20 protein-coding genes and 2 pseudogenes are annotated in these 21,564 nt (G+C 68.5%); 14 read left to right on the top strand and 8 right to left on the bottom strand.

All coding sequences use genetic code 11. The annotated features are described in order from the left end of the window. The first annotated feature begins 175 nt into the window (after positions 1-175). Together OG766_RS34375 and OG766_RS34380 are read left to right on the top strand one after the other, a co-directional pair. Positions 176-484, top strand: a complete 309-nt coding sequence (locus OG766_RS34375) for a hypothetical protein (protein WP_328727131.1) — start codon at positions 176-178, stop codon at positions 482-484. Positions 485-501: 17 nt separating this feature from the next. Further along, entirely contained in the window at positions 502-840 is a 339-nt protein-coding gene (locus OG766_RS34380; protein ID WP_328727132.1) for a hypothetical protein, read from the top strand. A 93-nt stretch (positions 841-933) separates the two neighbouring features. Here the strand turns inward: OG766_RS34380 and OG766_RS34385 are convergent, their stop codons facing one another. Beyond that, entirely contained in the window at positions 934-1,440 is a 507-nt protein-coding gene (locus tag OG766_RS34385; protein WP_266384575.1) for a GNAT family N-acetyltransferase, read from the bottom strand. 436 nt (positions 1,441-1,876) lie between these two features. Here OG766_RS34385 and OG766_RS34390 point away from each other — a divergent pair, with 436 nt between their 5' ends. Together OG766_RS34390 and OG766_RS34395 are read left to right on the top strand one after the other, a co-directional pair. Further along, positions 1,877-2,251: a hypothetical protein gene (locus OG766_RS34390; protein WP_266384572.1), complete on the top strand. Its 375-nt coding sequence runs from the start codon at positions 1,877-1,879 to the stop codon at positions 2,249-2,251. Between the two features lie 308 nt (positions 2,252-2,559). Further along, entirely contained in the window at positions 2,560-2,733 is a 174-nt protein-coding gene (locus OG766_RS34395) for an SUKH-4 family immunity protein (protein WP_266384569.1), read from the top strand. 21 nt (positions 2,734-2,754) lie between these two features. Here OG766_RS34395 and OG766_RS34400 read toward each other — a convergent pair. After that, positions 2,755-2,883, bottom strand: a pseudogene (locus OG766_RS34400) (IS3 family transposase); the annotation flags it as partial. A 437-nt stretch (positions 2,884-3,320) separates the two neighbouring features. Here OG766_RS34400 and OG766_RS34405 point away from each other — a divergent pair. Further along, complete coding sequence (locus OG766_RS34405; protein WP_266388917.1) at positions 3,321-3,731, top strand: SRPBCC family protein; 411 nt, start codon at positions 3,321-3,323, stop codon at positions 3,729-3,731. Between the two features lie 697 nt (positions 3,732-4,428). Here OG766_RS34405 and OG766_RS34410 read toward each other — a convergent pair. Both OG766_RS34410 and OG766_RS34415 read right to left on the bottom strand, forming a co-directional pair. Next, on the bottom strand, positions 4,429-6,825 hold the full coding sequence (locus OG766_RS34410; protein ID WP_266388920.1) for an ATP-binding SpoIIE family protein phosphatase: 2,397 nt from the start codon (positions 6,823-6,825) through the stop codon (positions 4,429-4,431). A gap of 85 nt (positions 6,826-6,910) precedes the next feature. After that, on the bottom strand, positions 6,911-9,373 hold the full coding sequence (locus tag OG766_RS34415) for a SpoIIE family protein phosphatase (RefSeq protein WP_266388922.1): 2,463 nt from the start codon (positions 9,371-9,373) through the stop codon (positions 6,911-6,913). A 311-nt stretch (positions 9,374-9,684) separates the two neighbouring features. Between OG766_RS34415 and OG766_RS34420 the strand changes: the two genes are divergently transcribed. After that, positions 9,685-10,317 (top strand): TetR/AcrR family transcriptional regulator, encoded by a 633-nt coding sequence (locus OG766_RS34420; protein ID WP_266388925.1) that lies wholly within the window; start codon positions 9,685-9,687, stop codon positions 10,315-10,317. 131 nt (positions 10,318-10,448) lie between these two features. On the opposite strand, the gene OG766_RS34425 is transcribed toward OG766_RS34420, so the two are convergent. Continuing rightward, positions 10,449-10,808, bottom strand: coding sequence for an IclR family transcriptional regulator domain-containing protein (locus OG766_RS34425; protein WP_266388928.1), 360 nt, complete (start codon positions 10,806-10,808; stop codon positions 10,449-10,451). Between the two features lie 164 nt (positions 10,809-10,972). Further along, positions 10,973-11,110 (bottom strand): hypothetical protein, encoded by a 138-nt coding sequence (locus OG766_RS34430; RefSeq protein ID WP_328727133.1) that lies wholly within the window; start codon positions 11,108-11,110, stop codon positions 10,973-10,975. Positions 11,111-11,354: 244 nt separating this feature from the next. Here OG766_RS34430 and OG766_RS34435 point away from each other — a divergent pair, with 244 nt between their 5' ends. From OG766_RS34435 to OG766_RS34445, 3 genes are all read left to right on the top strand, one after another. After that, positions 11,355-11,606, top strand: coding sequence for a hypothetical protein (locus OG766_RS34435; RefSeq protein WP_266388932.1), 252 nt, complete (start codon positions 11,355-11,357; stop codon positions 11,604-11,606). 28 nt (positions 11,607-11,634) lie between these two features. Further along, positions 11,635-12,054, top strand: coding sequence for an SsgA family sporulation/cell division regulator (locus OG766_RS34440; protein WP_328727134.1), 420 nt, complete (start codon positions 11,635-11,637; stop codon positions 12,052-12,054). A gap of 142 nt (positions 12,055-12,196) precedes the next feature. After that, a complete protein-coding gene (locus tag OG766_RS34445; RefSeq protein WP_328727135.1) occupies positions 12,197-12,526 on the top strand; it encodes an NIPSNAP family protein in 330 nt (109 codons plus the stop codon). A 514-nt stretch (positions 12,527-13,040) separates the two neighbouring features. On the opposite strand, the gene OG766_RS34450 is transcribed toward OG766_RS34445, so the two are convergent. After that, positions 13,041-13,694, bottom strand: a complete 654-nt coding sequence (locus OG766_RS34450) for a TetR/AcrR family transcriptional regulator (protein ID WP_328727136.1) — start codon at positions 13,692-13,694, stop codon at positions 13,041-13,043. A gap of 203 nt (positions 13,695-13,897) precedes the next feature. On the opposite strand from OG766_RS34450, the gene OG766_RS34455 reads away from it, so the two are divergent. The 4 genes and pseudogenes from OG766_RS34455 to OG766_RS34470 form a co-directional block, all read left to right on the top strand. After that, positions 13,898-17,122 carry a bifunctional cytochrome P450/NADPH--P450 reductase gene (locus OG766_RS34455; RefSeq protein WP_328727137.1) on the top strand — a complete coding sequence of 1,075 codons (3,225 nt, stop codon included), beginning with the start codon at positions 13,898-13,900 and terminating at the stop codon, positions 17,120-17,122. Positions 17,123-17,253: 131 nt separating this feature from the next. Beyond that, the gene (locus tag OG766_RS34460; RefSeq protein ID WP_266388946.1) at positions 17,254-18,300 is read left to right on the top strand and encodes a zinc-binding dehydrogenase; all 1,047 of its coding nucleotides are present in this window, start codon (positions 17,254-17,256) and stop codon (positions 18,298-18,300) included. Positions 18,301-18,489: 189 nt separating this feature from the next. Further along, a complete protein-coding gene (locus OG766_RS34465; protein ID WP_328727138.1) occupies positions 18,490-18,708 on the top strand; it encodes a hypothetical protein in 219 nt (72 codons plus the stop codon). An 850-nt stretch (positions 18,709-19,558) separates the two neighbouring features. Continuing rightward, positions 19,559-19,876: pseudogene (locus OG766_RS34470) on the top strand (expansin EXLX1 family cellulose-binding protein); the annotation flags it as partial. Positions 19,877-20,051: 175 nt separating this feature from the next. On the opposite strand, the gene OG766_RS34475 reads toward OG766_RS34470, so the two are convergent. Next, complete coding sequence (locus OG766_RS34475) at positions 20,052-20,792, bottom strand: IclR family transcriptional regulator (protein WP_266388952.1); 741 nt, start codon at positions 20,790-20,792, stop codon at positions 20,052-20,054. A gap of 203 nt (positions 20,793-20,995) precedes the next feature. Between OG766_RS34475 and OG766_RS34480 the strand changes: the two genes are divergently transcribed. Then, complete coding sequence (locus OG766_RS34480; protein ID WP_266388955.1) at positions 20,996-21,550, top strand: 2,4'-dihydroxyacetophenone dioxygenase family protein; 555 nt, start codon at positions 20,996-20,998, stop codon at positions 21,548-21,550. Positions 21,551-21,564: the final 14 nt, after the last annotated feature.

The following is a 21,564-nucleotide window of genomic DNA, read 5'->3' on the forward strand; positions in this document are numbered from 1 at the left end:
AGACCCCGCCCGTAGGCGGGGACCAGCTGTGGCACGTGGACGAGGCGGTCGGCTTGCGGCATGCGCGACCCGTCGGCACAGCTGGTGGAGAAGCAGCCGATGCATCTCCTGGCCCGGCACAGCAACGGGGCGGTGAACACGGAGACCAAGTAGTGGTACGCCAAAAGTCGGTGACATGGTCTTCTTCAACTCGGGCGGCAGAGGCGGATGGGACCACGCCGGTGTCGTCACCAAGATGGCCAACGGAAAGGCCGACGTGAGCGCACACAGCAACAACCGTCTGAACCAGCGCCTTGACGTCGACGTCAACAGCCAGAGAGGCACGTGGTCGCACATCGTCCAGTCAAGCGGGGGTGGTACTGATGCCCGGACTTCCGTACGTAGATGGGTCATGGCGGCGGTCCTGGCCCTGTGCATCGGAGCGGCCGGCGCCACCTGGTGGCTGGTCCGCGAGCCCGCCCCCTACGCGATACGCCCGCTTTGAACGTCACCGTCCGGCCCGTGGAGTCCCGTTACCCCGAGGCGGAGGAGGTCGCTCGTGAGGTCGAACTACTCGTCAAGGTGTACGTCCAGCGCCTTCAAGCCGGTGACGCCTCGGACCTCGCCCGTATCGGCGCTCCGTGGTACACCGACAAGGAGCGGGCGGCACAGCGCCTGATCGCCAGGTACGGCGTACACGCCGAAGAGCCGGTCGAAGCAGTCGTATCGGACCCCGTTGCACCGGGTCTGGCCACCGTCGAACTTCGCTTCGGCGACGGGCGGCGACAGGTGGTGGATCTCACCCAGTACGACGATGTGTGGTGGCTGGCACTGGGGAACGGTGATCCTGCAAAGCCGTAGGCACCTGCTTCCCACGTGAGCGCAACTGCTGCCCACAAGTGCTCTTGTGGGCAGCGGTTGCTGCATGCCCTCGATGCGCGGACTGAGCCGGCGTCACAGTTCCCGGCGCATGCAGGCCCGCGACCACCGGTCCAGGCCGTGTGCCGCTTCGCGCCGACGGATCTCCCGCAGACCAGGGGTGTGCTTGTTGTCGTCCAGGAGCCGGAAACCCAAGCGCGCGTAGTAGGGGGCGTTCCACGGGACCTCGGTGAACGTGGTGAGGGTCAGCGCGGGCGCTCTCTCGCTCCTGGCCTGGGCGGCCAGATGGTCCAGCAGCAACCGTCCGATGCCGCGGCGCGCGCTGTCCGGGTGCACCGAGACCTGCTCGACGTGGAGGTTGCCGTCGACGCGGTCGGCGATCAGGTAGGCGACCGGGGTGTCGGCGTCGTTGGCCGCGACCCATGCCAGCCCGGCGTGGTGGTAGCGGGCGAGCTCGCCGAGCGTGAGTGGCTCGTCGTCGGCAATCTCCGGCATGCCGATGTCTCGGAAGCACTGCCCGGCGGCCCTCTCGATGTCCTGGAGGGCGGGCAGTTCGTCTATGCGCACGGATCGGATATGCATGGATGCATTCTCCAAGGCTGGCCCGAAGTCGCCACCGAGTTAAGTGTCCCCTGACGGCGGTCCACTGACGTTGGCGTGCTCCACGCGGACCTGCATCGACGGGCCCAAGCGGTGCTCACGCCAGATGCCACGTACACCTCCTCCCTCTCACATCGCAGCAAGGCGAACGTTGCCTGATGCGGCATCAGGTGCCGGCGGCAGTTCGGGCTTGGATGCCGTCGCAGCCCGATCGACGACGGCTGGACGCCCGCCGGGGCGCGCCCGGCCGCCGCCGGGTCCGGTCAGCTCGTCACGGCCGCGTCCTCCTTGTCCCGGTCCTGGGTGATCGTCGCGATGCGCAGCGCTGCCACCAGGTCCCCGTGCGCGCCGCGCCGTCGTCGAGCCGTACCCCGACCGCGTCGGTATCCCGATCCACGAATGGGACATCGCTGACGTCGTGGCCGCCGCGCTCGTCGAGGACCGGCACGTCGGCACCGCCTACACCCTGTCCGGTCCGCAGGAGGTCACCCACCGCGAGCAGGTGGCCGCGATCGCCGAGGCCATCGGCGAAGAGGTCCGCATCGAGACGGCGACCGCGGCCGAGGCCCGTGCCTTCTACCACGAGCAGGGCGGCTGGGCCGCGGCGAACGCCGACTTCCTCTTCGGCTACGAGGACTACTCCGGCGTCGAATCGGTCCCCAGCGAGCCCGGCGACGCGGAGCAGGCGGAACCGGAGACGGCCCCGGGGACGCTCACCGCCGACGCGGTCACCGGCCGACCCGCGCGCTCGTACACCATATGGGCGCACGACCACGCCGACGACTTCCGCTGACCGCCGGCGCCTCCGACCTGCGCGGGGGCACCTCCAGCGCGATACGAGCCGGATCCACCGGCCCGCCCCTACGGTGACCTCCCCAACGGAAGCCACTGGCGGAGGAATTGGGGATGCGGGTCCTGTTCACGACGTCCGAGTGTGCACGCTGGCTGGATTACAGTTTCGGGGGCGACGCCGACGAGGAATCACAATGGAACCTTGCGCTTGAGGAGCTGGAACACGGAATGTGGTGAAAGCCGCCTTCCGGCCACGCATAACCAGCGGGTAATCAGGGGGGACGGTCCCCTCGGAGGTATCGGCAGGCTATGAACTTCGTCGTGTCCCCGGACGAGGTACGCACCGCGTTCGGGCTGACGCGTGTCGTCTGCTTTCCCCGCTACAGCAATCCGCACAACCGGATGAACGACCGCGCCGCACTCCTGCTGAGCAGCATCGGCCTCCCGGACACCGAATGGTTCAGTGAGCTTGTTCCGCTTTGACGGACACCATTGGTGTGGTGGTCAGGCTGCGAGTGCGGTCTCGTACTCGGCGGGGCTGAGGTAGCCGAGGCTGCTGTGCAGTCGGTGCAAGTTGTACCAGCCCTCGATGAAATCGAAGATCGCGGTGCGGGCGGCGGCCCGGCTGGGCCAGGTGGAAGTGCCGAGCACCCACTTCACCCGGCACAGGAAACAGCGGCCCTGGCACTCAGGACGGTGGTCCGGAGTCGGCGTGCGGGCAGAGGGGTGAATCGCCGTGCCTCGTCGGATGGACCTTCGTTGTCCGGATGACGCGTGCACACTCCGGCCCCACCGGAAGCGCGCCGAGGGCCCCTGCCGCGCCCGGTCAGGGGCCCCTCACTGCAAGAGAACACGAGTCGTCGGCCCGTCTGATGCGGACGGCTCAGCCACGACGATGGGTGCGCTGCCCTTGCAGCGTGGCTGCCCTGCGGGCGGCAGCCGAGCCACTGGCTGGTCTGGGCTATGCGGCGCCAGGCCCACGTGCCCGTCGTAGCTTGAGATGTGGGCTTGCCGGGCGAAGCGTGAGCTTTTCCGTTTGCCAACCAAACGCTTCGGGGACCGGGTTGGCTATGGGTGAATACAGCGACAGCATCACCGTGCACGTGCCGCCGGACCGGCTCTTTGCCTATCTGTCTGATGTGGAGCACCTGCCCTCCTACATGCCGCGACTGACTTCCGTGCACCCTCATGAAGGCGACCAGGTCACCGTCACCGCGCATATCGAACCCGCCGACGCCCCCGAGCAGGACGTGACCAGCGAGGCCTACCTGCATGTGGTCGAGGAGGGCAAGAGCCTGGAATGGGGCGCGCCCGGCCCGCACGACTACCGGGGTAGGTTGCACGTCGACGAAGGTGAAGACGCCGGCTCCTGCCGACTGACCGTGGAGTTGCACACCGGGCACACGCGCGAGCAGGTCGAGAACGGCCTCAAGGAGGCGCTGAGCGGTATCAAGCAGGCGGTGGAAAAAGCTGAACGGTGAACCAGGTACCAGCATGGAGGGTTTGGTCGACCCTGTGCGCGAGTGTCGGTTTGCGGCTGCGGCGCCGGGTGTGAGCGGGGCCGCGGGCATTTCACGCAGGCGGGCTCCCTCGGAAGCCGGCGGCCCGAGGACCTCCTGTACGAACCAGCGCGCGTGTTCGGAGCCAGCCGTGACGAGGGCCGCCAGGCGGATGCCCGGGTAATCGCAGAGCCAGGAGTCCGGACGTTGCAAGGCCAGCGGTCGGGCCCTGTGCGGGCGGGTCCACGGTGACGCCCAGCAGCCGGGCCGAAATGGCCGGCTTCTGCCACCCACACTGAGCCGTCAACCCGCGACCGAGGCACCGACTCTTGGTTCCGGAACACAGAACGTGCGCCTGTTCTGGGCTGCCGGCGCCCATGTGAACAGCGCCGATCCGCAACCTGCCGTTTTGACGTCGGAATCGTCGATGCACCCGCGCTGCGCACCGCGCATCGCAATAGGTGTTCGTGGGGCTCGCTGGAGGGTCCTGTGACGTCATCGATCGCGACTCGCAACACGTTGCCGCTTTGTCGGTGGATTCAAGGTCCAGGAACGGCAAGGTGCGTAACCGCCATGGAAGGTGTCGACGTCTCGCCGGTCCGGCCACGTGCTCTTCGTGTACCGACGCACCCGCCGCGTCGTCGACTGCCGGTCGACCCACCCGCAGCGATAAGGCCGGTCAGCGGGGACATTCGATGATCTGTTCGGACCAGATCGTCTTGCGGTTCTGGCTATGGCGGCAGCCCCATCGTCCGCCGAGTTGGGCGACAAGGAACAGGCCGCGCCCTCCCTCGTCGGTGGTGTGGGCGCGCCGCAGGCGGGGCTGGGTGCTGCTGGAGTCGGTGACCTCGCACGCCAGGACGTTGTGGCGAATCAGGCGGAGGTCCATCGGTGGACGACCGTAGCGGATGGCATTGGTGACCAGTTCGCTGACGATCAGTTCGGTGGTGAAGAGGAGGTCTTCCAGCCCCCACGCGGTGAGTTGGCGGGTTGTCCATTCTCGGGCTTTGGAGACGGCGGCAGGGTCGGCCGGGATTTCCCAGTGAGCGGTGTTCTCCGCCGGGACGGCGCGTGTGCGGGCCAGGAGCAGCGTCGCGTCGTCGCGCGGCGCTTGGTCTGTCAGGTCGGCGAGGAGTGCCCGGCCTGTGTCGTCCAGAGCGCGATCCGGACGGCAGGACGCGGCGAGGGCATCCGTCAGGCGCCGCAGGCCTCGGTCGATGTCGCGGTCGTGCTGGTCGACCAGGCCGTCGGTGTAGAAGGCGAGCACGCTGCCCGGCTCGAGGTCGATCATGGTGGTCTCGTACGGCATGCCGCAGAGGGCGAGTGGTGGCCCGGGGGAGATCCCGACGACTTCGGCGGTCCCGTCGGGCCGGACCAGGACGGGTGGCGGGTGTCCGGCACTGGCTATGGCGCATCGTTGGGCGACCGGGTCGTAGACCGCGTACAGGCATGTGGCGCCGACGCTGTCCTGGTCGCCGAGTGGTGCCTCGGCCGCGAGGCGCTGGACCAGGTCCGCGATCCGGGTGAGCAATTCGTCCGGTTCGAGTTCCAGGTCCGCGAGCGTCTGGATGGCGGCCCGCAGGCGGCCCACGGTGGTGCTTGCGGGCATACCGTGGCCGACGACGTCTCCGGCGACAAGAGCCAGCCGGAGAGAGGGCAGAGCAATGGCGTCGTACCAGTCGCCGCTGATCTCGGCTCCGCCGCCTGCGGGCAGGTAGGCGCTGGCGGTCTCGGCTGCCGGAGTGTCGGTCGTGGCCGGGGGAAGGAGGAGCTGCTGCAGCGCTACGGCCGCCCTGTGCTCGCGCGTGTAACGGCGGGCGTTGTCGATGGCGAGCGCACCCCGTGAGGCGATCTGCGTCATGAGATCGGCCTCGTCCTCGGTGAAGGGGTCGGACCGGCCACAGCGCCAGGCCGATATGGCGCCGAGCGTGAGCCCGCGGGCATGCAACGGTGCCACCATCACCGAATGGGCGCCCTTCGGGACGAGATACTCGACCACCCGCGGGTCGCCGACCATGGCGATGAAGTCGTCAAGGCCGAAGACGAGTGTCTCGCCGTGTCGGAAGCTGCGCAGGAGGGGGTGGTCGGGAAGGGGCGGGACGGGGTCGCCGCGCGTGATGCCGGCCGGCCACACCGCGGTGGCCGGCGCAAGGGCCGCGTTGCCCATGTCTCCACCGCTCAGCCGCTTCGAGGGTTCTTCCCCGTCGAAAACGGAGTGCGCAAGGTCGACTGCGGCGAGATCCCCGAACGCGGGTACGAGAACGTCCGCAAGGTCCTGCGCGGTGCGCACGACATCCAGGGATCCTCCGACCTGCTCGGCCACCTCGCGGGCGAGATCCAGATGACGGCGGGCACGATCGTCGGCGCTGTCGATGTACAGGGCTGCGACCCCCGTGGCGCGTCCTCGCATGTCCTCCAGACGAAAGGCGGACAGCGACAGCGTCTGTCGCCGCACCGGATCGTGCCGCCAGCTCACTTGCTGGTTTCTGCGGACCACCGGGACACCCGTCTCTAGCACCTGGCGCAGCACTGCCTCGAGGCTCTCGGCGTCCTCGGTGCACAGCACGTCGCACAGTTGAGTGCCGGGCTGTACCGGGCGGCCGTCGAGCGGGTCCGGCGTGGCGTTCGTCTGCACAGTGGTGAGATCCGTGTCGTGCAGAGCGATCGTGATCCGGTTCTGTGCGGACAGTGCCCGCAGGAGCGCTGCGCCCTGCTCGCGGTCGGCGACGTGGTGTGTAGGCGCTACCAGGACGAGGACCTCCGCCGAGCCCTCTACCCTCGTGGTTCGGAAGGTGACATCGATGGTGTCGCCGCACTGGTGCCGCAGCCGTACCTGGCCGGATTCCGGCATCTCTGTGGCGCCGCGCAGTTCGTCCGGGAGGTTGGCCACCAGTTCCTGCACGGGGCGGCCGCAGACTTCCTCGGCGCGGAACCCCGTCAGGTCCTCTGCCGTCCCGGTCCACCCCACTACCGTGCCCCGATCGTCGAGCACGGCGGCTGCCAGGCCGTCACAGGCGTATCGCCTGCCGTCGGGACCGGTACCGGGGCCGGTGTTTTCAGCATTGCCTGCATTCATGTCTCTGGCTTCCTTTACGAGAACCTGCGGCTACGAGAGATCGGCATCCTGCGGCGGCCGTCGGGCCGCCCGGCTCGGCAGCACGTCACGCGGCGCCGGCTGTGGGGGGCAGGTCTTGTTCGGCCCAGACGACCTTGCCGTCCGGCCCGCAGCGGGAGCCCCACCTGCGCGACAGCTGAGCGACGAGATGGAGGCCGCGGCCGTGCTCGTCGAGGGTGCGGAGATGGCGGCGGCGTGGCTGACTGACGTTGGTGTCGGAGACTTCACAGGTCAGAACCCGGTGCTGGATGAGCCGTAGGCGGATCGGGCCGTCGCAGTGGCGGATGGCATTGGTGACCAGTTCACTGACGATCAGCTCCACGGGCGTCACGAGCGACTCCAGCCCCCATTCGCCGAGCTGCCGGGCGGCCAGCTGCCGGGCGGTCGAGACGGTGGCGAGGTCATTCGGCAGGTCCCAGGAGGCGATCTGGGTGGGTTGGAGTGCGCGGGTCCGCGCAAGGAGCAAGGTGACGTCATCGGCCGGTGCCTGAGTCGGCAAGCTCTCCATCACGCGCGAACACAGGTCCTCCAGGGATGCACCCGGCTGTGCCAGGGTGGCGCCCAGGCGGTCCTGGCCGACGTCGATGTCCTCGTCGCGGGACTCGATCAGGCCGTCGGAGTAGAGCGCGAGCACACTTCCCTCGGGCAGTTCCAGCTCCACGGAATCGAAGGGAACCAGGCCGAGACCGAGGCCGAGTGGGGCTCCGGTGGGCAGGTCGAGGATGGTGACCTGGCCCTGCGCGTCGACGATCATGGGCGGCGGATGCCCGGCCCGCGCCATGGTGCACCGTCGGGTGACCGGGTCGTACACGGCGTACAGACAGGTGGCGCCCACCTCCGCGGGGACCTGGTCGGACATGTCGGCGTCTTGGTCGTTCAACCGCCGGACCGTGTCATCGAGCTGCGCCAGCAGTTCGTCGGGAGGCAGCTCGAGGTCCGCGAGCGTGCGCACGGCGGTGCGCAGCCTGCCCATGGTCGCCGCGGCGTTGATGCCGTGCCCGATCACATCGCCGACGACGAGGGCCACCCGGGCGCCGGACAGCTCGATCACGTCGAACCAGTCCCCCCCCACGCCGTGGTCCATGTCGGCCGGCACGTAGCGCGTGGCGACCTCGACGGCGGCACCGCCTTGCACACGGTGGGGGAGCAGGTTGCGTTGGAGCGTGAGGGCGGCGGCGCGTTCACGCGCGTACCGGAGCGCGTTGTCGAGGGAGAGCGCGGCCCGGGTGACGAGCCCCTCGGCGAGGAGCAGGTCGTCCTCCTGGAACGGCATCTGTCCCACGGAGCGGCCGAACACCGCCAGCCCCAGCACGCAGCGCCGCGCACGGATGGGTACGATCATCAAGGAGTGGATGCCGCTGTCCCGTACCTGCTGCGTCCGCTCCGGGTCGGAAGCGACCCAGGGGCCGGAATGGCTGTCCAGCACCGGTTCCAGGTAAGACGTGCCCGTGCGCAGCGCGGTGGCGAACAGCGAGGTCGGGAAGGGGCGGATCACCTCTTCGCGCGCCCACGGGAACTCCAGGAGACCCAGCTCGATGGAGGCCGCGCCGGCACGGCGCAGCAGCGGCGGGCGGCCAGTCGTCGTGTCGATCTGTGCCGAGGGCTCCACGCCGAACGGAACCGACTCCAACAGGTCGACGATGGCGTGGTCGGCCAGCAGAGGCACGGCGAGCTCGGCCAGTTCCTGCCCGGTCTGCATGAGGTCGAGGCTGCTGCCGATGCGCGTGCTGGCCTCGCTGAGTATGGCAAGGCGCTCGCGCGCCCGCCGGTTTCCGGTGACATCCACGGTCATGGAGCACACTCCGAGTGGCGTGCCGTCCGCGCCCTGGAGGCAGAAGAACGTGGCCGAGAACGCATGCTCACGGCGCCTGTCCGCCGGCGGCCACGCCCGGTACTCGTGCACCATGGTGGTGCCGCTCTTCAGTACCTGTCGCATCACCACCTCGAGCGCTTCGGCCTCGACGGCGGGCAGTGAGTCCTGCAGGCGGCGTCCGAACCGTCGGTCACGAGGAGTGCCGTCGTGACGCTCCATGGCGTCGTTCACCCATGTACAGCGCAGCTGCGAGTCATGAACGGCGATGCCGATGGGTGCGTGGGCAAGGAGCGACTCCCGCACCGGTCCGTCGGTCGCCCCCAAGGACGAGGAACCTATGTCGGTCACGGACACCAGCCACCGGGTGCCGGCGTCCTGGCCCCACAGCAACGAGACCCGGAGGGCCATGGTGAGTGTGTGGCCGTCGCGGTGGCGGACCGCCACGGTGCCGGACCATCCACCCTGGGCACGGAACTCCTCGGCGTACGCCGAAGCGCGCAGGGCGTCGTGGGAGGACGGCAGCATCTGTGTGACGGACCGGCCCACCATCTCCCGGGGCGAGTACCCGACGAGCTCCTGAGCGGCGTGCGTCCACCCGACCACCGTCCCCTCGGCATCGATCATCGCTATCGCCGCGTCGGGCATCTCCCGGAGGCTCACCGGCTCGGCGAGTCGCGTCTGGTCGGTGTTCGTCATCTGGATCATCCCATCGGGGTGCCGGGTGCCGAGAGCACCGGACCTGGCGCGGCAGGTGCCACTTCTTTCATTTCTGATGAAATCGTCAGATACGACAGCATAATCGTCAACCCCACCGAAGGGTGACGAAACCCTCAAGTGTGGCGAAATTGGACATGCGACTCCAGCGCTTGCGATCTCGCCTGCAGCAGACGCGCTTGGAGTCAGGTGGGTCCCTTCGGTGGGGCCGCGTGCCGACGGGTGGACGGACGAGGGTGGCGGTGTGATGATGGATTCATCAGAAGTGCTCGATGTGTTTGGGGTGCATGTCCATGCCGCCCATGGATGAAAGTCGATTCGAACGCCGTCGTTCAGAGACCCGGCAGGCACTCGTTCGCGCCGCGCGGCGCATTCTCGCCGAGTCCGGCGACACCAGCGTCAGCGTCCAGACCATCGCGCAGCTCGCGGACGTGGGCGCCGGCTCCTTCTACAACCACTTCACGTCCAAGCCGGACCTCTTCGCCGCGGCCCTGGCCGACGCGCTGGACGAGTACACCGAAGCCATCGACGAACGCCTGCGATTCCTCGACGATCCCGCCGAGCGCGTCGCCGCGGGCGTGCGGCTCAGCGCACGCGTCGCCGAGTCGAACCCGGAGATCATGCGGATCCTGTGCAACTGCGCGCTCGTGCGCATCTACGCCAGCCGCGGACGACTGGTTACAAGCGCGAGACGCGACGTGGAGCAGGGCATCGCCTCGGGCCGCTTCACCGTGGCCGACCCGGTCGTCGCCCTTTATGCACTGAACGGCAGCATGCTGGCGCTCCTGGAGCTGTCGTTCACCCAGCCCGGGCTCGATCGGAACAAGGCCGCGGGCAGCATGGCGGAGATGATCCTGCACATGCTCGGACTCTCCCGCGAAGAGGCCCGCCATACCGCCCGGCGGCCCCTTGGCGATGCGGCGTGAGGGGGCGCCGGGTCAGGGGGCGCGGTTGAGCCCGTACCGGGCGCCGAGAACGGCGACTGCCTTCTTGAGCTCCTCGCCGAGGTCGTCGAGACGGTCCGCTTCTGCGGGGTCGACGGCTGCGCTGATCGCCGCTATCTGGCTGGCGTCGGATGCCAGGGGGTGGCGACGGCGAAGGCGTCCGCGAACCCGGCTCCACGGTTGAAGGCCGGCCGGCGGGAGCGGATCTCGGGGAGTTCGACGAGGAACTGCCGGACCTCTCCGGCCTGCTCCGCACCGGCCAGCTTCAGGAGCCGGTGCATCTCCTCGTCGGGGACGCTGGCGAGCAGTGTCTTGCCGGCAGCGGTCGTGAAGAGGGAGCGACGGGCCTGGGTGCGGGCGACGAGCGTCAGGCCGGGTGACTCCTGATCGAGTGCCAGTGCCGCCAGCTTGTTCGCGTGCGGCGGGGATGAGCCACCCCGAGCTGGAACACCTCCGACGCGAGGAACACGCACTGCGCATAGCCATGGCAGCGCGTGAGATCCACAACGGTCTGCATCCCCAGCACTCTCTCCGTTGTGGCACCCCCTCGTTTCACCGTGGGGTCGGACCTGGGCGCCCGCACGCCACGGTTCCGGAGACGGAGATCCCGCGCAGCTCGTCCCCTTGGGGCGACGGCTCAGCCCAGGGCGTCGTCGAGTCCGAAGGCCGCGCTGACGAGGGAGGCGGGTGAACATTCCTGAATTGCTGCCCAGTTGCTGCGGTTGTGGTTGATCTCCTCCGTGTAGAGCCCGAAATGGTCTGCGCTGGTGGACATCTCCTCGACGGTCAGGCGAACTTCGCCAGCCGGTCGACGCGGTCCCGGTAAGGACGTCGGGCTGTTCGTGCCGCTGCGGGCTGTGCGAGCCATTCTTCGCCGCCTCGACAGTTCCATACATCGTATGGTAATCCTGAGAGGGTACTTCCGTACAACGTACGGAAAGGTTTGCTCGGGCCGCGCAGGCGCCGCACATCGCCTGCATGCCGATGGTGCAGGTCGCACCAATCAGGAAGGAAAGATCATGAAGAAGCTCACAAGGCGTGTTGCCATCACCGCCGCCTCCGTGGCGGTCGCGGGTGTTGCCGTTTTCGGTGCCGGGGGCACCGCTTCGGCGGCGACTTCTGCATCCGCGCACGTCGAGCGCCCGGTCGTCATCGCCGACGACTACCGCTGGGACCACGGTGTCGGCTACCTGCTCTTCGAGCTGGGCTACTCCTGGGACGAGATCCGTGGCTGGCACGACTACGGCTGGGATGAGATCAGCGGTCGCTGAACCGCGGCCCAGGCAGGAGCGAAAGTCGATGGAGTCTTTGAAGACCGTGATGCAGGCGGTGGCCGTGCGTGTGGTCATCTCGCGCGCCTACTCGCTGTCCATGTGCATGAGCCTGCGTTACGAACCCACTGATCCCTACGTCGTCCGTGCCGCCTTTTTCGCCGACGCTGACAAGCCGGTCGAATGGGTCCTGGGGCGTGATCTTCTGGCCGATGGCCTGAGGGGTTCCGCAGGCTGTGGCGACATCCGGATCTGGCCGGCCGTTGGCCGTGGTGACGAAGCGATGTACATCGTTCTCGGGTCTCCCGAGGGCACCGCCTTGGTCGAGGTTCCGGTGCAGGACGTCATGACCTTCTTGGAGAACACGGAGGCTCTGGTGCCTCGGGGTACCGAGTCCGGACGCATCGACTGGAATCTCGAAGTGGCGAACTTGTTCGCAAAAGGCTGAGAGAACTCCCAACTGGCGTGCGGAATGAATCCGTTGCGCACGCCCTGTTTGCTGTGGCCGGGCGAAGGATCCGGACACGGCGCCCTCACTGCGTCACGCCCGACCGCTGACAATCATGCTCAGAAGATAGGAACGATCGTTCATGTCCCAGTACCAGCTTCGTGTCTACACACTGCGCAGCTCTGAGGCGCTCGTCGCCTACGAGAGCATCTGGTCCAAGCACATTCCCGGTATGGCCAAGCACAGGATCACCACACACGGCGTCTGGACGGGGCCCGCAGCGCCCGGGAGTGAGGTCCCCCAGCTGTACGCTCTTGTTTCCTACCGGGACGCCGACGACGTTCAGGAGCGGCTGGATGCGTACCTGTCCAGCCCCGAATTCCGTGCGGACATGGAGGGCTTCGACATCGGTCAGATCGTCGACCTCACCGAGTCCGTGCTGGCGCCCACCGCCGACTCACCCTTGCGTTGACAGGTGCCGAGCCGCTCGAAGTCTGCGGCGACCTCTGGCGGCCGACACCCAGTGATACGGAGGCTCAGCCGGCCGGGGAGCGAACGCGTACCTGCGACGCCGTGCGCCAGGCTCGGCTGCTGCTTCGTCCGCGGCTCGGCCGGCCGATTCATGCGCAGGTTTGTCGTCCGGAGTGCGAGCGAGTCGCACAGCAGCCGCCAAGCCCTGGCCGCCGCCAGATGCCGCGGTTCCCGGGAGCGTCTGAGACCGGGGAGCGTGCACACCATCGAGGCGGGAGAACCCGCGGCAAGGGTGAGCGCGAGGTGGTACAGGCAGGCTGCCTGTAGAGCACCTATCCGGAGCCGCCGATCGCCATCGCGGATCGGTCGCCCGGCCGGCCGCAGCACACCGCGCATCTGCAGCGGCCGCACGGCGAGGGTCCTTCCGGTGGGATGGGTGCCTCCTCATGCGTGCAGCCTGCACCCGCCCGAACACGGGGCGACCACAGGCTGCAACGCTTCAGGACGGCACGTAATCAATGGTCGGCGCCTCGGCCGTCACCATTGGTGGCGAGCCGGCCCTCCAGACCCGTGATGATCGTGTCCAGCGTCAGGCGGAACATGCAGTTCTCATCATGGATCGGCCCGTCTTCGCCGACAGTGGGGGATGCGAGGCTCAGCCACCGGTGGAGCGCGCCGTTGAGTTCGGCGGTGAGGACACCGGTGATGACGGCGCCCACGAGAGCGGTGATCTGTGGGAGCTCGGACTGCGGCACCCCTGCGGCATCGAGGATCGCGGTGAGCGCAGCCCAGAACGGGTCTTCGGGCTGGATGAAGTCCGCCTGATGGCTGAACGAGTAAGCCATGAGCTTGGGGTGGCGGTGCGCCAGGGTCCGGAAATCCGTGGCGAGAAGGCGGATGCGCTCCTGCCACGGAGCGTCCTCCAGTGTCACGGTGCGGAACTGCGTGCCGACCATTCTCGCCACGCCTCGCAGTACGGCGTCCTTGTTCGGCACATGGTGGTACAGCGACATCGGGTTCGCGTCGAGAGCGGTTGCGAGTTTGCGCATGGTTAGTGCCTCGACCCCGTCCGCGTCGATGAGCCGCAGGGCGGCGACGTAGATCCCGGCCTCGGTCAGAGGTACGTCTCGCTTCCTGGTTCCCCGCGGGGGACGCTTCGCCTTTTCCATACCGCGTACGCTATCAGTTTCGTACAGTGTATGGAAATGACCTCGACCGCATGTCGGAGAGATGGTCGCCCGCATGGAGAGGGGTTGCAGTCGACTTTCCATACGCTGTATGGTACTACTTCCATACGGCGTATGTTTCTGTGGTGCACCGCGGCATCGATCGGCGCCCTTGCCCATCCCCTCCCTGCCTAAAGGAGCAAGCCATGACCACCCAGTCCAAGCACGACCTGCGACCCATCCGGTCTCCGCGCGGGGTCCCGTTCCTCGGCCACACGCCGCAGATCCCCAGCACCAACCCCGTGGAGTACTTCGGCGAGCTGTCCAAGCAGTTCCCCGAGGGGCTCTACGGCATGGAGATCGCCGGCATCGAGCAGGTCTTCGTCTGGGACCCGGACCTGGTGGCCGAGGTCTGCGACGAGACGCGGTTCTACAAGCAGATCGAGAAGACGCCGCTGACCCATGTCCGGGACTTCACGGGTGCGGGCCTGTTCACGGCCCACCAGCACGAGGAGGAATGGGGCACGGCGCACCGGATCCTCCTGCCGGCGTTCAGCCAGCGGGCCATGAAGGCCTACTACGGGCAGATGCTGGAGATCGCGCAGAACCTGGTGGGCAAGTGGGAGCGCAAGGAGGGGCAGCCGGTCAACATCACCGACGACTACACCCGGCTCACCCTGGACACCATCGCCCTGTCGGGGTTCGGCTACCGGTTCGACTCCTTCGCCAAGGAGGATCTGCACCCCTTCCTCAACGCGCTGCTGGAGGCGCTGGTGGAGTCACTGCGGCGCTCGCAGGAGCTGCCGATGATGACCAAGCTCCGCAAGGCCGACGACAAGAAGTACCGCGAGAACATCCAGCTGATGCGGAACCTGGTCGAGAGTGTGATCAAGGAGCGCCGCGAGGGGAAGGGCACGGGTGAGGACGAGGACCTGCTGGGTCTGATGCTGGAGGCCACCGACCCGGAGACCGGAAAGGGGCTGGACGACGACAACGTCCGTGACCAGGTGGTGACGTTCCTGATCGCCGGTCACGAGACCACCAGTGGTCTGCTGTCGTTCGCCACGTACTCGCTGATGCGCAACCCGCACATCCTGGCCCAGGCCTACGCCGAGGTGGACCGGCTGCTGCCGGGCGACACGGTCCCGGACTACGACACGATCATGCAGATGGACGTGATCCCGCGGATCCTGGAGGAGACCCTCCGCCTGTGGGCTCCCATCCCGATGATTGGCAAGTCCCCGCTGGAGGACACCGTCATCGGCGGCCGCTACGAGCTGAAAAGGGGAGCAAGGGTCAACATCCTCGAAGGTCCGCTGCACACCCACCCCAAGGCGTGGGACCGGCCGGAGGAGTTCGACATCAACCGGTGGCTGCCGGAGAACCGGGTCAACCACCACCCGCACGCCTACAAGCCGTTCGGCAACGGCGTTCGTGCCTGCATCGGTAGGCAGTTCGCGCTCACCGAGGCTCGCCTGGCCCTCGCGCTGGTGCTGCAGAAGTTCAAGTTCTCCGACACGACCGACTACAAGATGGACGTCAAAGAGGCGCTGACGCGCAAGCCCGGAGGCTTCGAACTGAACGTGCGGTCCCGCCAGGAGCACGAGCGCACCGTCTTCGGCGCCGCGGACCTGCAGACCAACGACACGCAGCAGCAGACCGCGGTCAGCGGTGTCGGGGTGAACCTGACCGTCGCCTACGGCTCCAGCCTGGGCAGCAGCGAGGACCTCGCGCGCACCATCGCCGACCGCGGTGAGCGCTCCGGGTTCGGCACCACCTTGGTCGGCCTGGACGAGCTGGGCGACAGCCTGCCCACCGAGGGCCTGCTCGTGGTCGTGGCCTCCAGCTACAACGGCAAGGCCCCTGACAACGCTCAGCGTTTCGACGACCTGCTCGCCGCCGGACTCCCGGAAGGTTCGCTGTCCAACGTGCGGTTCGCGCTGCTGGGCGCCGGCAACACCCAGTGGGTGGCCACCTACCAGGCCTTTCCCAAGCGGATCGAGGAAGGCCTGCTGGCCGCCGGCGCCACCCCCGTCATCGAGCGCGGCATCGCGGATGCCGCCGGTGACTTCGACGGCATGGCCACCCGCTGGATGGACACCCTGTGGACCACCCTGGCTGAGGAATACGCCGCCGACACCTCTGAGGCGAGCGGACCGCGCTTCGAGGTGCAGATGCTCACCGAGGCCGACGTGCGCCCGGCGATCGTCTCCGAGCAGGCCTACCCGCTGACCGTGATCGCCAACGAGGAACTCGTGGCCGACGCCACCGGCCTGTGGGACTTCAGCATTGAGCCGCCGCGCCCGGCCGCGAAGTCCATCACCATCGAGCTCCCCGAGGGTGTCACCTACGACACCGGCAACCACCTGGCCGTCTTCGCCAAGAACGAGCCGGCCCTGGTCGACCGTGCCCTGGCGGGGCTCGACGTGGAGCGGGACCAGGTGCTGCGGCTGGACCAGCCCGCCGGCGGCCGGACGCACCTGCCGGTGGGCACGCCCGTCACCGCAGGGCTGCTGTTCACCGAGTTCCTGGAGCTGCAGGACGTGGCCACCCGCTCCCAGATACAGACGCTGGCCGAGCACACCCAGTGCCCGTGGACCCGGCCGCAACTGCAGGCGTACACGGCCGACACCGAGGAGGCCGAGAAGCGCTACCAGGAAGAGATCCTGAACAAGCGTGTCTCGGTGCTGGGTCTGCTGGAGCGTTTCCCGGCGGTCGAGCTGCCGCTGGCGGTGTTCCTGGACATGATGGGCCCGATCCGTCCCCGCTTCTACTCCATCTCCTCAGCCCCGCTGGCCAACCCGCGCCACGTGCGCCTGACCGTGGGTCTACTGGAAGGCCCGGCTCTGTCCGGCGACGGACAGTACCGCGGCACCTGCTCGTCCTACATCGCAGGCCTGGAGCCGGGAGATGTCTTCTACGGCTACGTGCGCGTGCCCTCCCCGACCTTCGCGCCGCCGGCCGACCCCGCCACGCCGCTGATCCTCATCGGTCCGGGCACCGGCATCGCGCCGCTGCGCGGGTTCCTGGAGGAGCGGGCCTGGCAGCACGCGAACGGCACCGAGGTGGGCCTGTCCGAGGTCTTCGTCGGCTGCCGTCACCCGGAGCACGACTACTTCTACCGCCAGGAGATGCAGGACTGGGAGCAGGCCGGGATCGCCCAGGTGCACACCGCCTACTCCGCGGTGACCGGCCACCCGGCCCGGTTCGTCCAGGACGCCATTGCAGGCGCCGCCGACACCGTGTGGCAGGCCATCCAGGACGGCGCGTACATCTACGTCTGCGGTGACGGCCGCCGCATGGCACCCGCCGTGCGCGAGGCGCTCGCCGCCATCTACCGCAAGCACACCGACAGCGACGACGAGACCGCCCAGCAGTGGCTCGCCCAGCTCGAAGCGGACGAGCGCTACCAGCAGGACGTCTTCGCCTGACCCCCAGACGCCGGGAAGGTGCGGCGGTCCTGACACCCCGCACCCTCCCGGCCACCACTCACCCGCGAGGCACCACACGGCGCCCATCGGCGCGAACCGCCGGGAGTGCCGCTCAGAGAAAGCAGAGCTCCATGGACACCATGCTCGCCGGACGCTTCCACCTGGACAGCAAGAAGTTCGCCGTGGAGGAGGTCCCCGTCCCCGTGCCCGGCCCGGGCGAAGTCCTCATCGAGGTGAAGGCCGCAGGCGTCTGTCTCTCCGACGTCCATCTCATCGACGGCTCCCTCGTCCCGCTGTTCGCCACCTCCGACACGGTCACCGTCGGCCACGAGGTCTCCGGTGTGATTCACACCCTTGGCCCCGACCTCAAGCGCGGCCTGACCGTCGGTACCCGCGTCACCCTGGAGGCCGGCAAGACCTGCGGCCAGTGCGCCAACTGCGTGCGCCGCCGCCCCTGCACCCAGATGCTTACCGCAGGCATCGACTATGACGGCGGCTGGGCCCAGTACACCCTCGCCCGCGAGGACACACTCATCCCCATCCCCGACAACCTCCCCTTCGACCAGGCCGCGATCATCCCCGACGCGGTCTCCACCCCCTATGCCGCCGTCGTCGCCACCGCGGGGGTACGTCCCGCCCAGTCCGTCGGCATCTGGGGCGTGGGCGGAGTAGGCGCCCACAACGTACGCCTCGCCCGCCTGGTCGGCGCCGCGCCGATCATCGCCGTCGACCCGCTGCCCAGCGCCCGGGAGCGTGCCCTGGCCTTCGGCGCGGACTTCGCCCTGGACCCGGCCGCCGACGACTTCGCCGACCAGGTCCGTGCGGCCACCAGCGGACGGGGCCTGGACTTCGCCTTCGACTGCGCCGGCGTGCCGGCGGTCCGTGAGCAGGCTGCCGCCGTGCTCGGCCTGAACGGAGTCCTCATCCTGGTCGGCATCAGCCCCAGGCCGATCACCATCAGCGAGGGCCTGACCTTCAACTACCTGGGTAAGCAGGTGCGCGGCCACTACGGCGGCACCCCCGAGTCCGTCACCGAGTTGGTCCGGCTGGCCGAGGTCGGCCGTCTCGACCTGGCCCCCTCTATCACCGACCACATCCCGCTTGCCGAGGCCGCCGACGCAGTCAACCGGCTGGAGAACAAGATCGGCGACCCGATCCGCCTCATCCTCGTCCCCTGATTACTGAACAGAAAGTTCATCAAGACCACCTCGGGCAGGGGTGAGTGGGCGCCGGTGTTTGAGGGAGCACCGGCGCCCACGGTCTTGTGCGGACGGTCAGTTCACAAGCCGACAGGGGCTTTGGCCGCGCGGATGAGGGTGCGGCGGGCGGCCTACCCGAAGCGGTGGGCGGGCATGAAGGAGTGCCGCATGCGCAGGGCCTCCCTCTGGTGGCGGGTGACGAACGGGCGCAGCCGTTGCTCCCCCCCCACGCCGAGGGCGGCGGGCAGGGTGGTCGTGTTCGGCGAGCAGCCGGGCCAGCAGTTCGGCGCCCGCGATGCCCACGCCGGAACCCTGCCCGGAGGGCAGGGTCATGCACCAGGCGGAGTCGCCGAGCAGGACGACCCCGGCCCTGGCTCCAGCGGTTGATGTGGATCTGGCTGACCTGGTCGAAGAGGACGGATTCGCTGCGGTGCATCGCGTCCAGCAAGGCGGGTACGACACTGCCGCCGGGCCCTGCGAACGCCTGGCGCAGCGCCTCGGCGGGCCGCATGTGCGTCGGCGCCTTCGCCCGGGAGTTCTTCCTGCAGCACGTCCGGCGCCCCCTCGCCCTGGCAGTCCGCGCGAGCGACAGCGACGTCCTGGGCGCCCTGTCCCCCCGCCGGCGGGCTCGCTCGCCCAGGAGCTCGGCCTGTACACGTTGCTGGGCGGCCTGGTAGACACTTGCCATCGACGCCCTTGTTCTCAGGTCGCGTTCTGCGCGGGGGCAGGCGGTCAGCTCAAGCCGGTCGGCGAGCTTGCCGGTCGCCTTGCCGAAGCCCCTCGGTGTCCAGATAACCGGGGACCAGTCCTCACTGAGAAGTCGTCGGCAACTCTTTCGCTTCCTGTGGCCCACTGAGCAGTGCACCGTCGACTCGATCTTCCGAACTGACGGGCATGGAGACAGCGAGGCAGGCCGCGCGGCAGCGCAGGCGCTGACACGGGCTGATGTTCTTGGGCACCACGGCGGCGCTGGCCGCCGCGGGCGTTCTCGCCACCTGGCCATGGGGTTGCTCCCCGACCGCGAGGCCGGTGCGGGGCCGACCGCGGCCGCACCCGTCGCCAGCGCTCAAGTGAGAGCCACGGCCGCGACGAGCACTCCGGCCCCGACAGGCAGCCCGACCACGACAGGGAGCCCGCCCCCGACGGTTGGTGCGACGGCGGCGGCGCAGCCGTCGGCCACGCAGGCCCGGCGGACGACGTCCAACGCGGCTTCGTCGGCAGGGCGGATCTAGCCCAGCCGATCACCTGGAGCCTGCTGAGCCCCAGCACGTCCGACACGATCTCCATCCGGTACAAGACCGGGTCCAGCCCCTATTGGTGCGGCATCCAGGCGATCGGCCAGCGGAATCCCGTCGCGCGGCTGGAGGTCCGCACCACCAGCGGCTGGTGGCAGTTGCCCCGTACCGACTACAACTACTTCCTCTCCGCCGACGGCAGCGGGTGCGGCGGTGCGATCAGGATCACCGACATCTACGGAGAACGACTGACAGTCAACGGGATCGAACTGCGACCGGGCGTCGTGCAGCCGACCCGGGTCCAGTTCGCCCAGCACTGAACCCGCCATCTGCACGGACGGCAGGGGCAGCGCCCACGCACGCCCACCCGCCGTCAAGCAGCAAACCGGTCGGGCGTCGGCCTGGCGGCCGCACGCGCAGGCCTTCGCCCTGCTGGTCGCGGAGGCGGGCCGGGTGCGGGACGTCGGCCCACCACGGCTTCAGCAGCGCAGGTGATCAGGCGCGGTTGAGCCCGTATCGGGGGCCGAGAACGGCGACTGCCTTCCTGAGCTCCTCGCCGAGGTCGTCGAGACGATCCGCTTCTGCGGGGTCGACGGCTGCACTGATCGCCGCTATCGGACTGCCGTCGGATGCCAGCAGGGGCGTGGCCACGGCAAAGGCGTCCTTGAACGTGACTCCGCGGTTGAAGGCGAGTCGGCGGGAGCGGATCTCGGGGAGCTCGGCGAGGAACTGCCGGGCCTCTCCTGCCTGTTCCGCACCGGCCAGCTCCAGGAGCCGGTACATCTCCTCGTCGGGGACGCTGGCGAGCAGGGCCTTGCCGGCAGCGGTCGTGAAGAGGGGGCGACGGGCGTGGGTGCGCGCGACGAAAGTCAGGTTGGGCGACTCCTGACCGGCATGGTCGGCGTAGACGAGGGCGTCGCCGACGCGCACCCCGACGAGGACGGTGCAGCGGAGGACCTTGCTCAACTCGGCCAGGAACTGGTGATCGAGAGACAACGCGGCCAGCTTGTTCGCGCGAGCGGCGAGGATGAAGGGCCCTGGTCCGAGGTGGAACCGGCGGTCGTCCTCGATGAGGTAGCCGCGGGCGAGAAGTCCGTTGGTCAGCTCCTGAACGGAGCTCTTCGCCGCGTCCAGGGTGGCTGCCAGCTCAGCCAGCGTCAGTCCCCGCGGGCTCAGGGCCACGGCTTCGAGGATCCCGATCACTCGGTCGACCGTGCGATGCGGGCGGACGGGCATGCGGCTGATGCTAGCACCGCCCTGTCCGCCGAAAGTCCGTGCACGAGTCTTGTCAGGGAGGCGTGGGTCGCCGTAGCGTCCCAGTCATCCGGAAATCCGGCTCAGCATACGTAAATACGTACGCTCTCTCATGAACCCCTAGGCACTACCTCGCATGTCGCATGTCGCGGAAGGTCAGCACTCGCAACGAAAGGCCCGAAAACATGACCGCATCTGTCTCTCCCGGCGTGGCCACCACCCGCAGCGGCGCCCCGCTGCCGCTCGTCTCTCTGCCGCAGGGTGAGCTTCTGACCGTCAACATCGACCAGATCCCGCTGTTCAAGGATCTTGTCGCCCCCGGCATTCACATCCAGACGCTGCGCCTGGACCCCGAGCGCGGAGAGTGGGTTTTCCTGTCCACCTTGGCACCCGGTGTCGAGCTGCCGGTCCACTACCACACCGGTTCGGCTCAGGTGTGGACGATCCAGGGTCGCTGGCTGTACCACGAGTACCCCGACCAGCCGCAGACGGCGGGCTCCTACCTGTACGAGCCCGGCGGCTCGGTGCACACCTTCTACACCCCCGAGGACAACACCGAGGACACCGTTGCCCTGGCCTGGATCGAGGGTGCGCAGGTCAGCTTCAACGAGGACGGCACCTTCCACTCGGTCATGGACGCGGTGACCCTCCAGCACCTGACCGAGACCGCGGCGGCGGCGCAGGGCACCGGACCGGTCGGCTACATCCACGGCGGCGCCGCCGGCGTGATCAAGTCCTGATCGGCAGGGGAGCA

The organism is Streptomyces sp. NBC_00259 (assembly GCF_036181745.1).
Classification (GTDB): domain Bacteria; phylum Actinomycetota; class Actinomycetes; order Streptomycetales; family Streptomycetaceae; genus Streptomyces; species Streptomyces pratisoli.

Excerpts from the sequence above, each read along its gene's own strand:
- OG766_RS34430 (WP_328727133.1), bottom strand. The coding sequence starts at position 11,110 with ATGTCCACCAGCGCAGACCATTTCGGGCTCTACACGGAGGAGATCAAC.
- OG766_RS34385 (WP_266384575.1), bottom strand. The coding sequence starts at position 1,440 with ATGCATATCCGATCCGTGCGCATAGACGAACTGCCCGCCCTCCAGGAC.
- OG766_RS34475 (WP_266388952.1), bottom strand. The coding sequence starts at position 20,792 with ATGCCCGTCCGCCCGCATCGCACGGTCGACCGAGTGATCGGGATCCTC.
- OG766_RS34450 (WP_328727136.1), bottom strand. The coding sequence starts at position 13,694 with ATGGAAAAGGCGAAGCGTCCCCCGCGGGGAACCAGGAAGCGAGACGTA.
- OG766_RS34405 (WP_266388917.1), top strand. The coding sequence starts at position 3,321 with ATGGGTGAATACAGCGACAGCATCACCGTGCACGTGCCGCCGGACCGG.
- OG766_RS34445 (WP_328727135.1), top strand. The coding sequence starts at position 12,197 with ATGTCCCAGTACCAGCTTCGTGTCTACACACTGCGCAGCTCTGAGGCG.
- OG766_RS34460 (WP_266388946.1), top strand. The coding sequence starts at position 17,254 with ATGGACACCATGCTCGCCGGACGCTTCCACCTGGACAGCAAGAAGTTC.
- OG766_RS34455 (WP_328727137.1), top strand. The coding sequence starts at position 13,898 with ATGACCACCCAGTCCAAGCACGACCTGCGACCCATCCGGTCTCCGCGC.
- OG766_RS34435 (WP_266388932.1), top strand. The coding sequence starts at position 11,355 with ATGAAGAAGCTCACAAGGCGTGTTGCCATCACCGCCGCCTCCGTGGCG.
- OG766_RS34375 (WP_328727131.1), top strand. The coding sequence starts at position 176 with ATGGTCTTCTTCAACTCGGGCGGCAGAGGCGGATGGGACCACGCCGGT.
- OG766_RS34395 (WP_266384569.1), top strand. The coding sequence starts at position 2,560 with ATGAACTTCGTCGTGTCCCCGGACGAGGTACGCACCGCGTTCGGGCTG.
- OG766_RS34410 (WP_266388920.1), bottom strand. The coding sequence starts at position 6,825 with ATGAATGCAGGCAATGCTGAAAACACCGGCCCCGGTACCGGTCCCGAC.
- OG766_RS34440 (WP_328727134.1), top strand. The coding sequence starts at position 11,635 with ATGGAGTCTTTGAAGACCGTGATGCAGGCGGTGGCCGTGCGTGTGGTC.
- OG766_RS34420 (WP_266388925.1), top strand. The coding sequence starts at position 9,685 with ATGCCGCCCATGGATGAAAGTCGATTCGAACGCCGTCGTTCAGAGACC.
- OG766_RS34465 (WP_328727138.1), top strand. The coding sequence starts at position 18,490 with ATGCGCAGGGCCTCCCTCTGGTGGCGGGTGACGAACGGGCGCAGCCGT.
- OG766_RS34415 (WP_266388922.1), bottom strand. The coding sequence starts at position 9,373 with ATGACGAACACCGACCAGACGCGACTCGCCGAGCCGGTGAGCCTCCGG.
- OG766_RS34480 (WP_266388955.1), top strand. The coding sequence starts at position 20,996 with ATGACCGCATCTGTCTCTCCCGGCGTGGCCACCACCCGCAGCGGCGCC.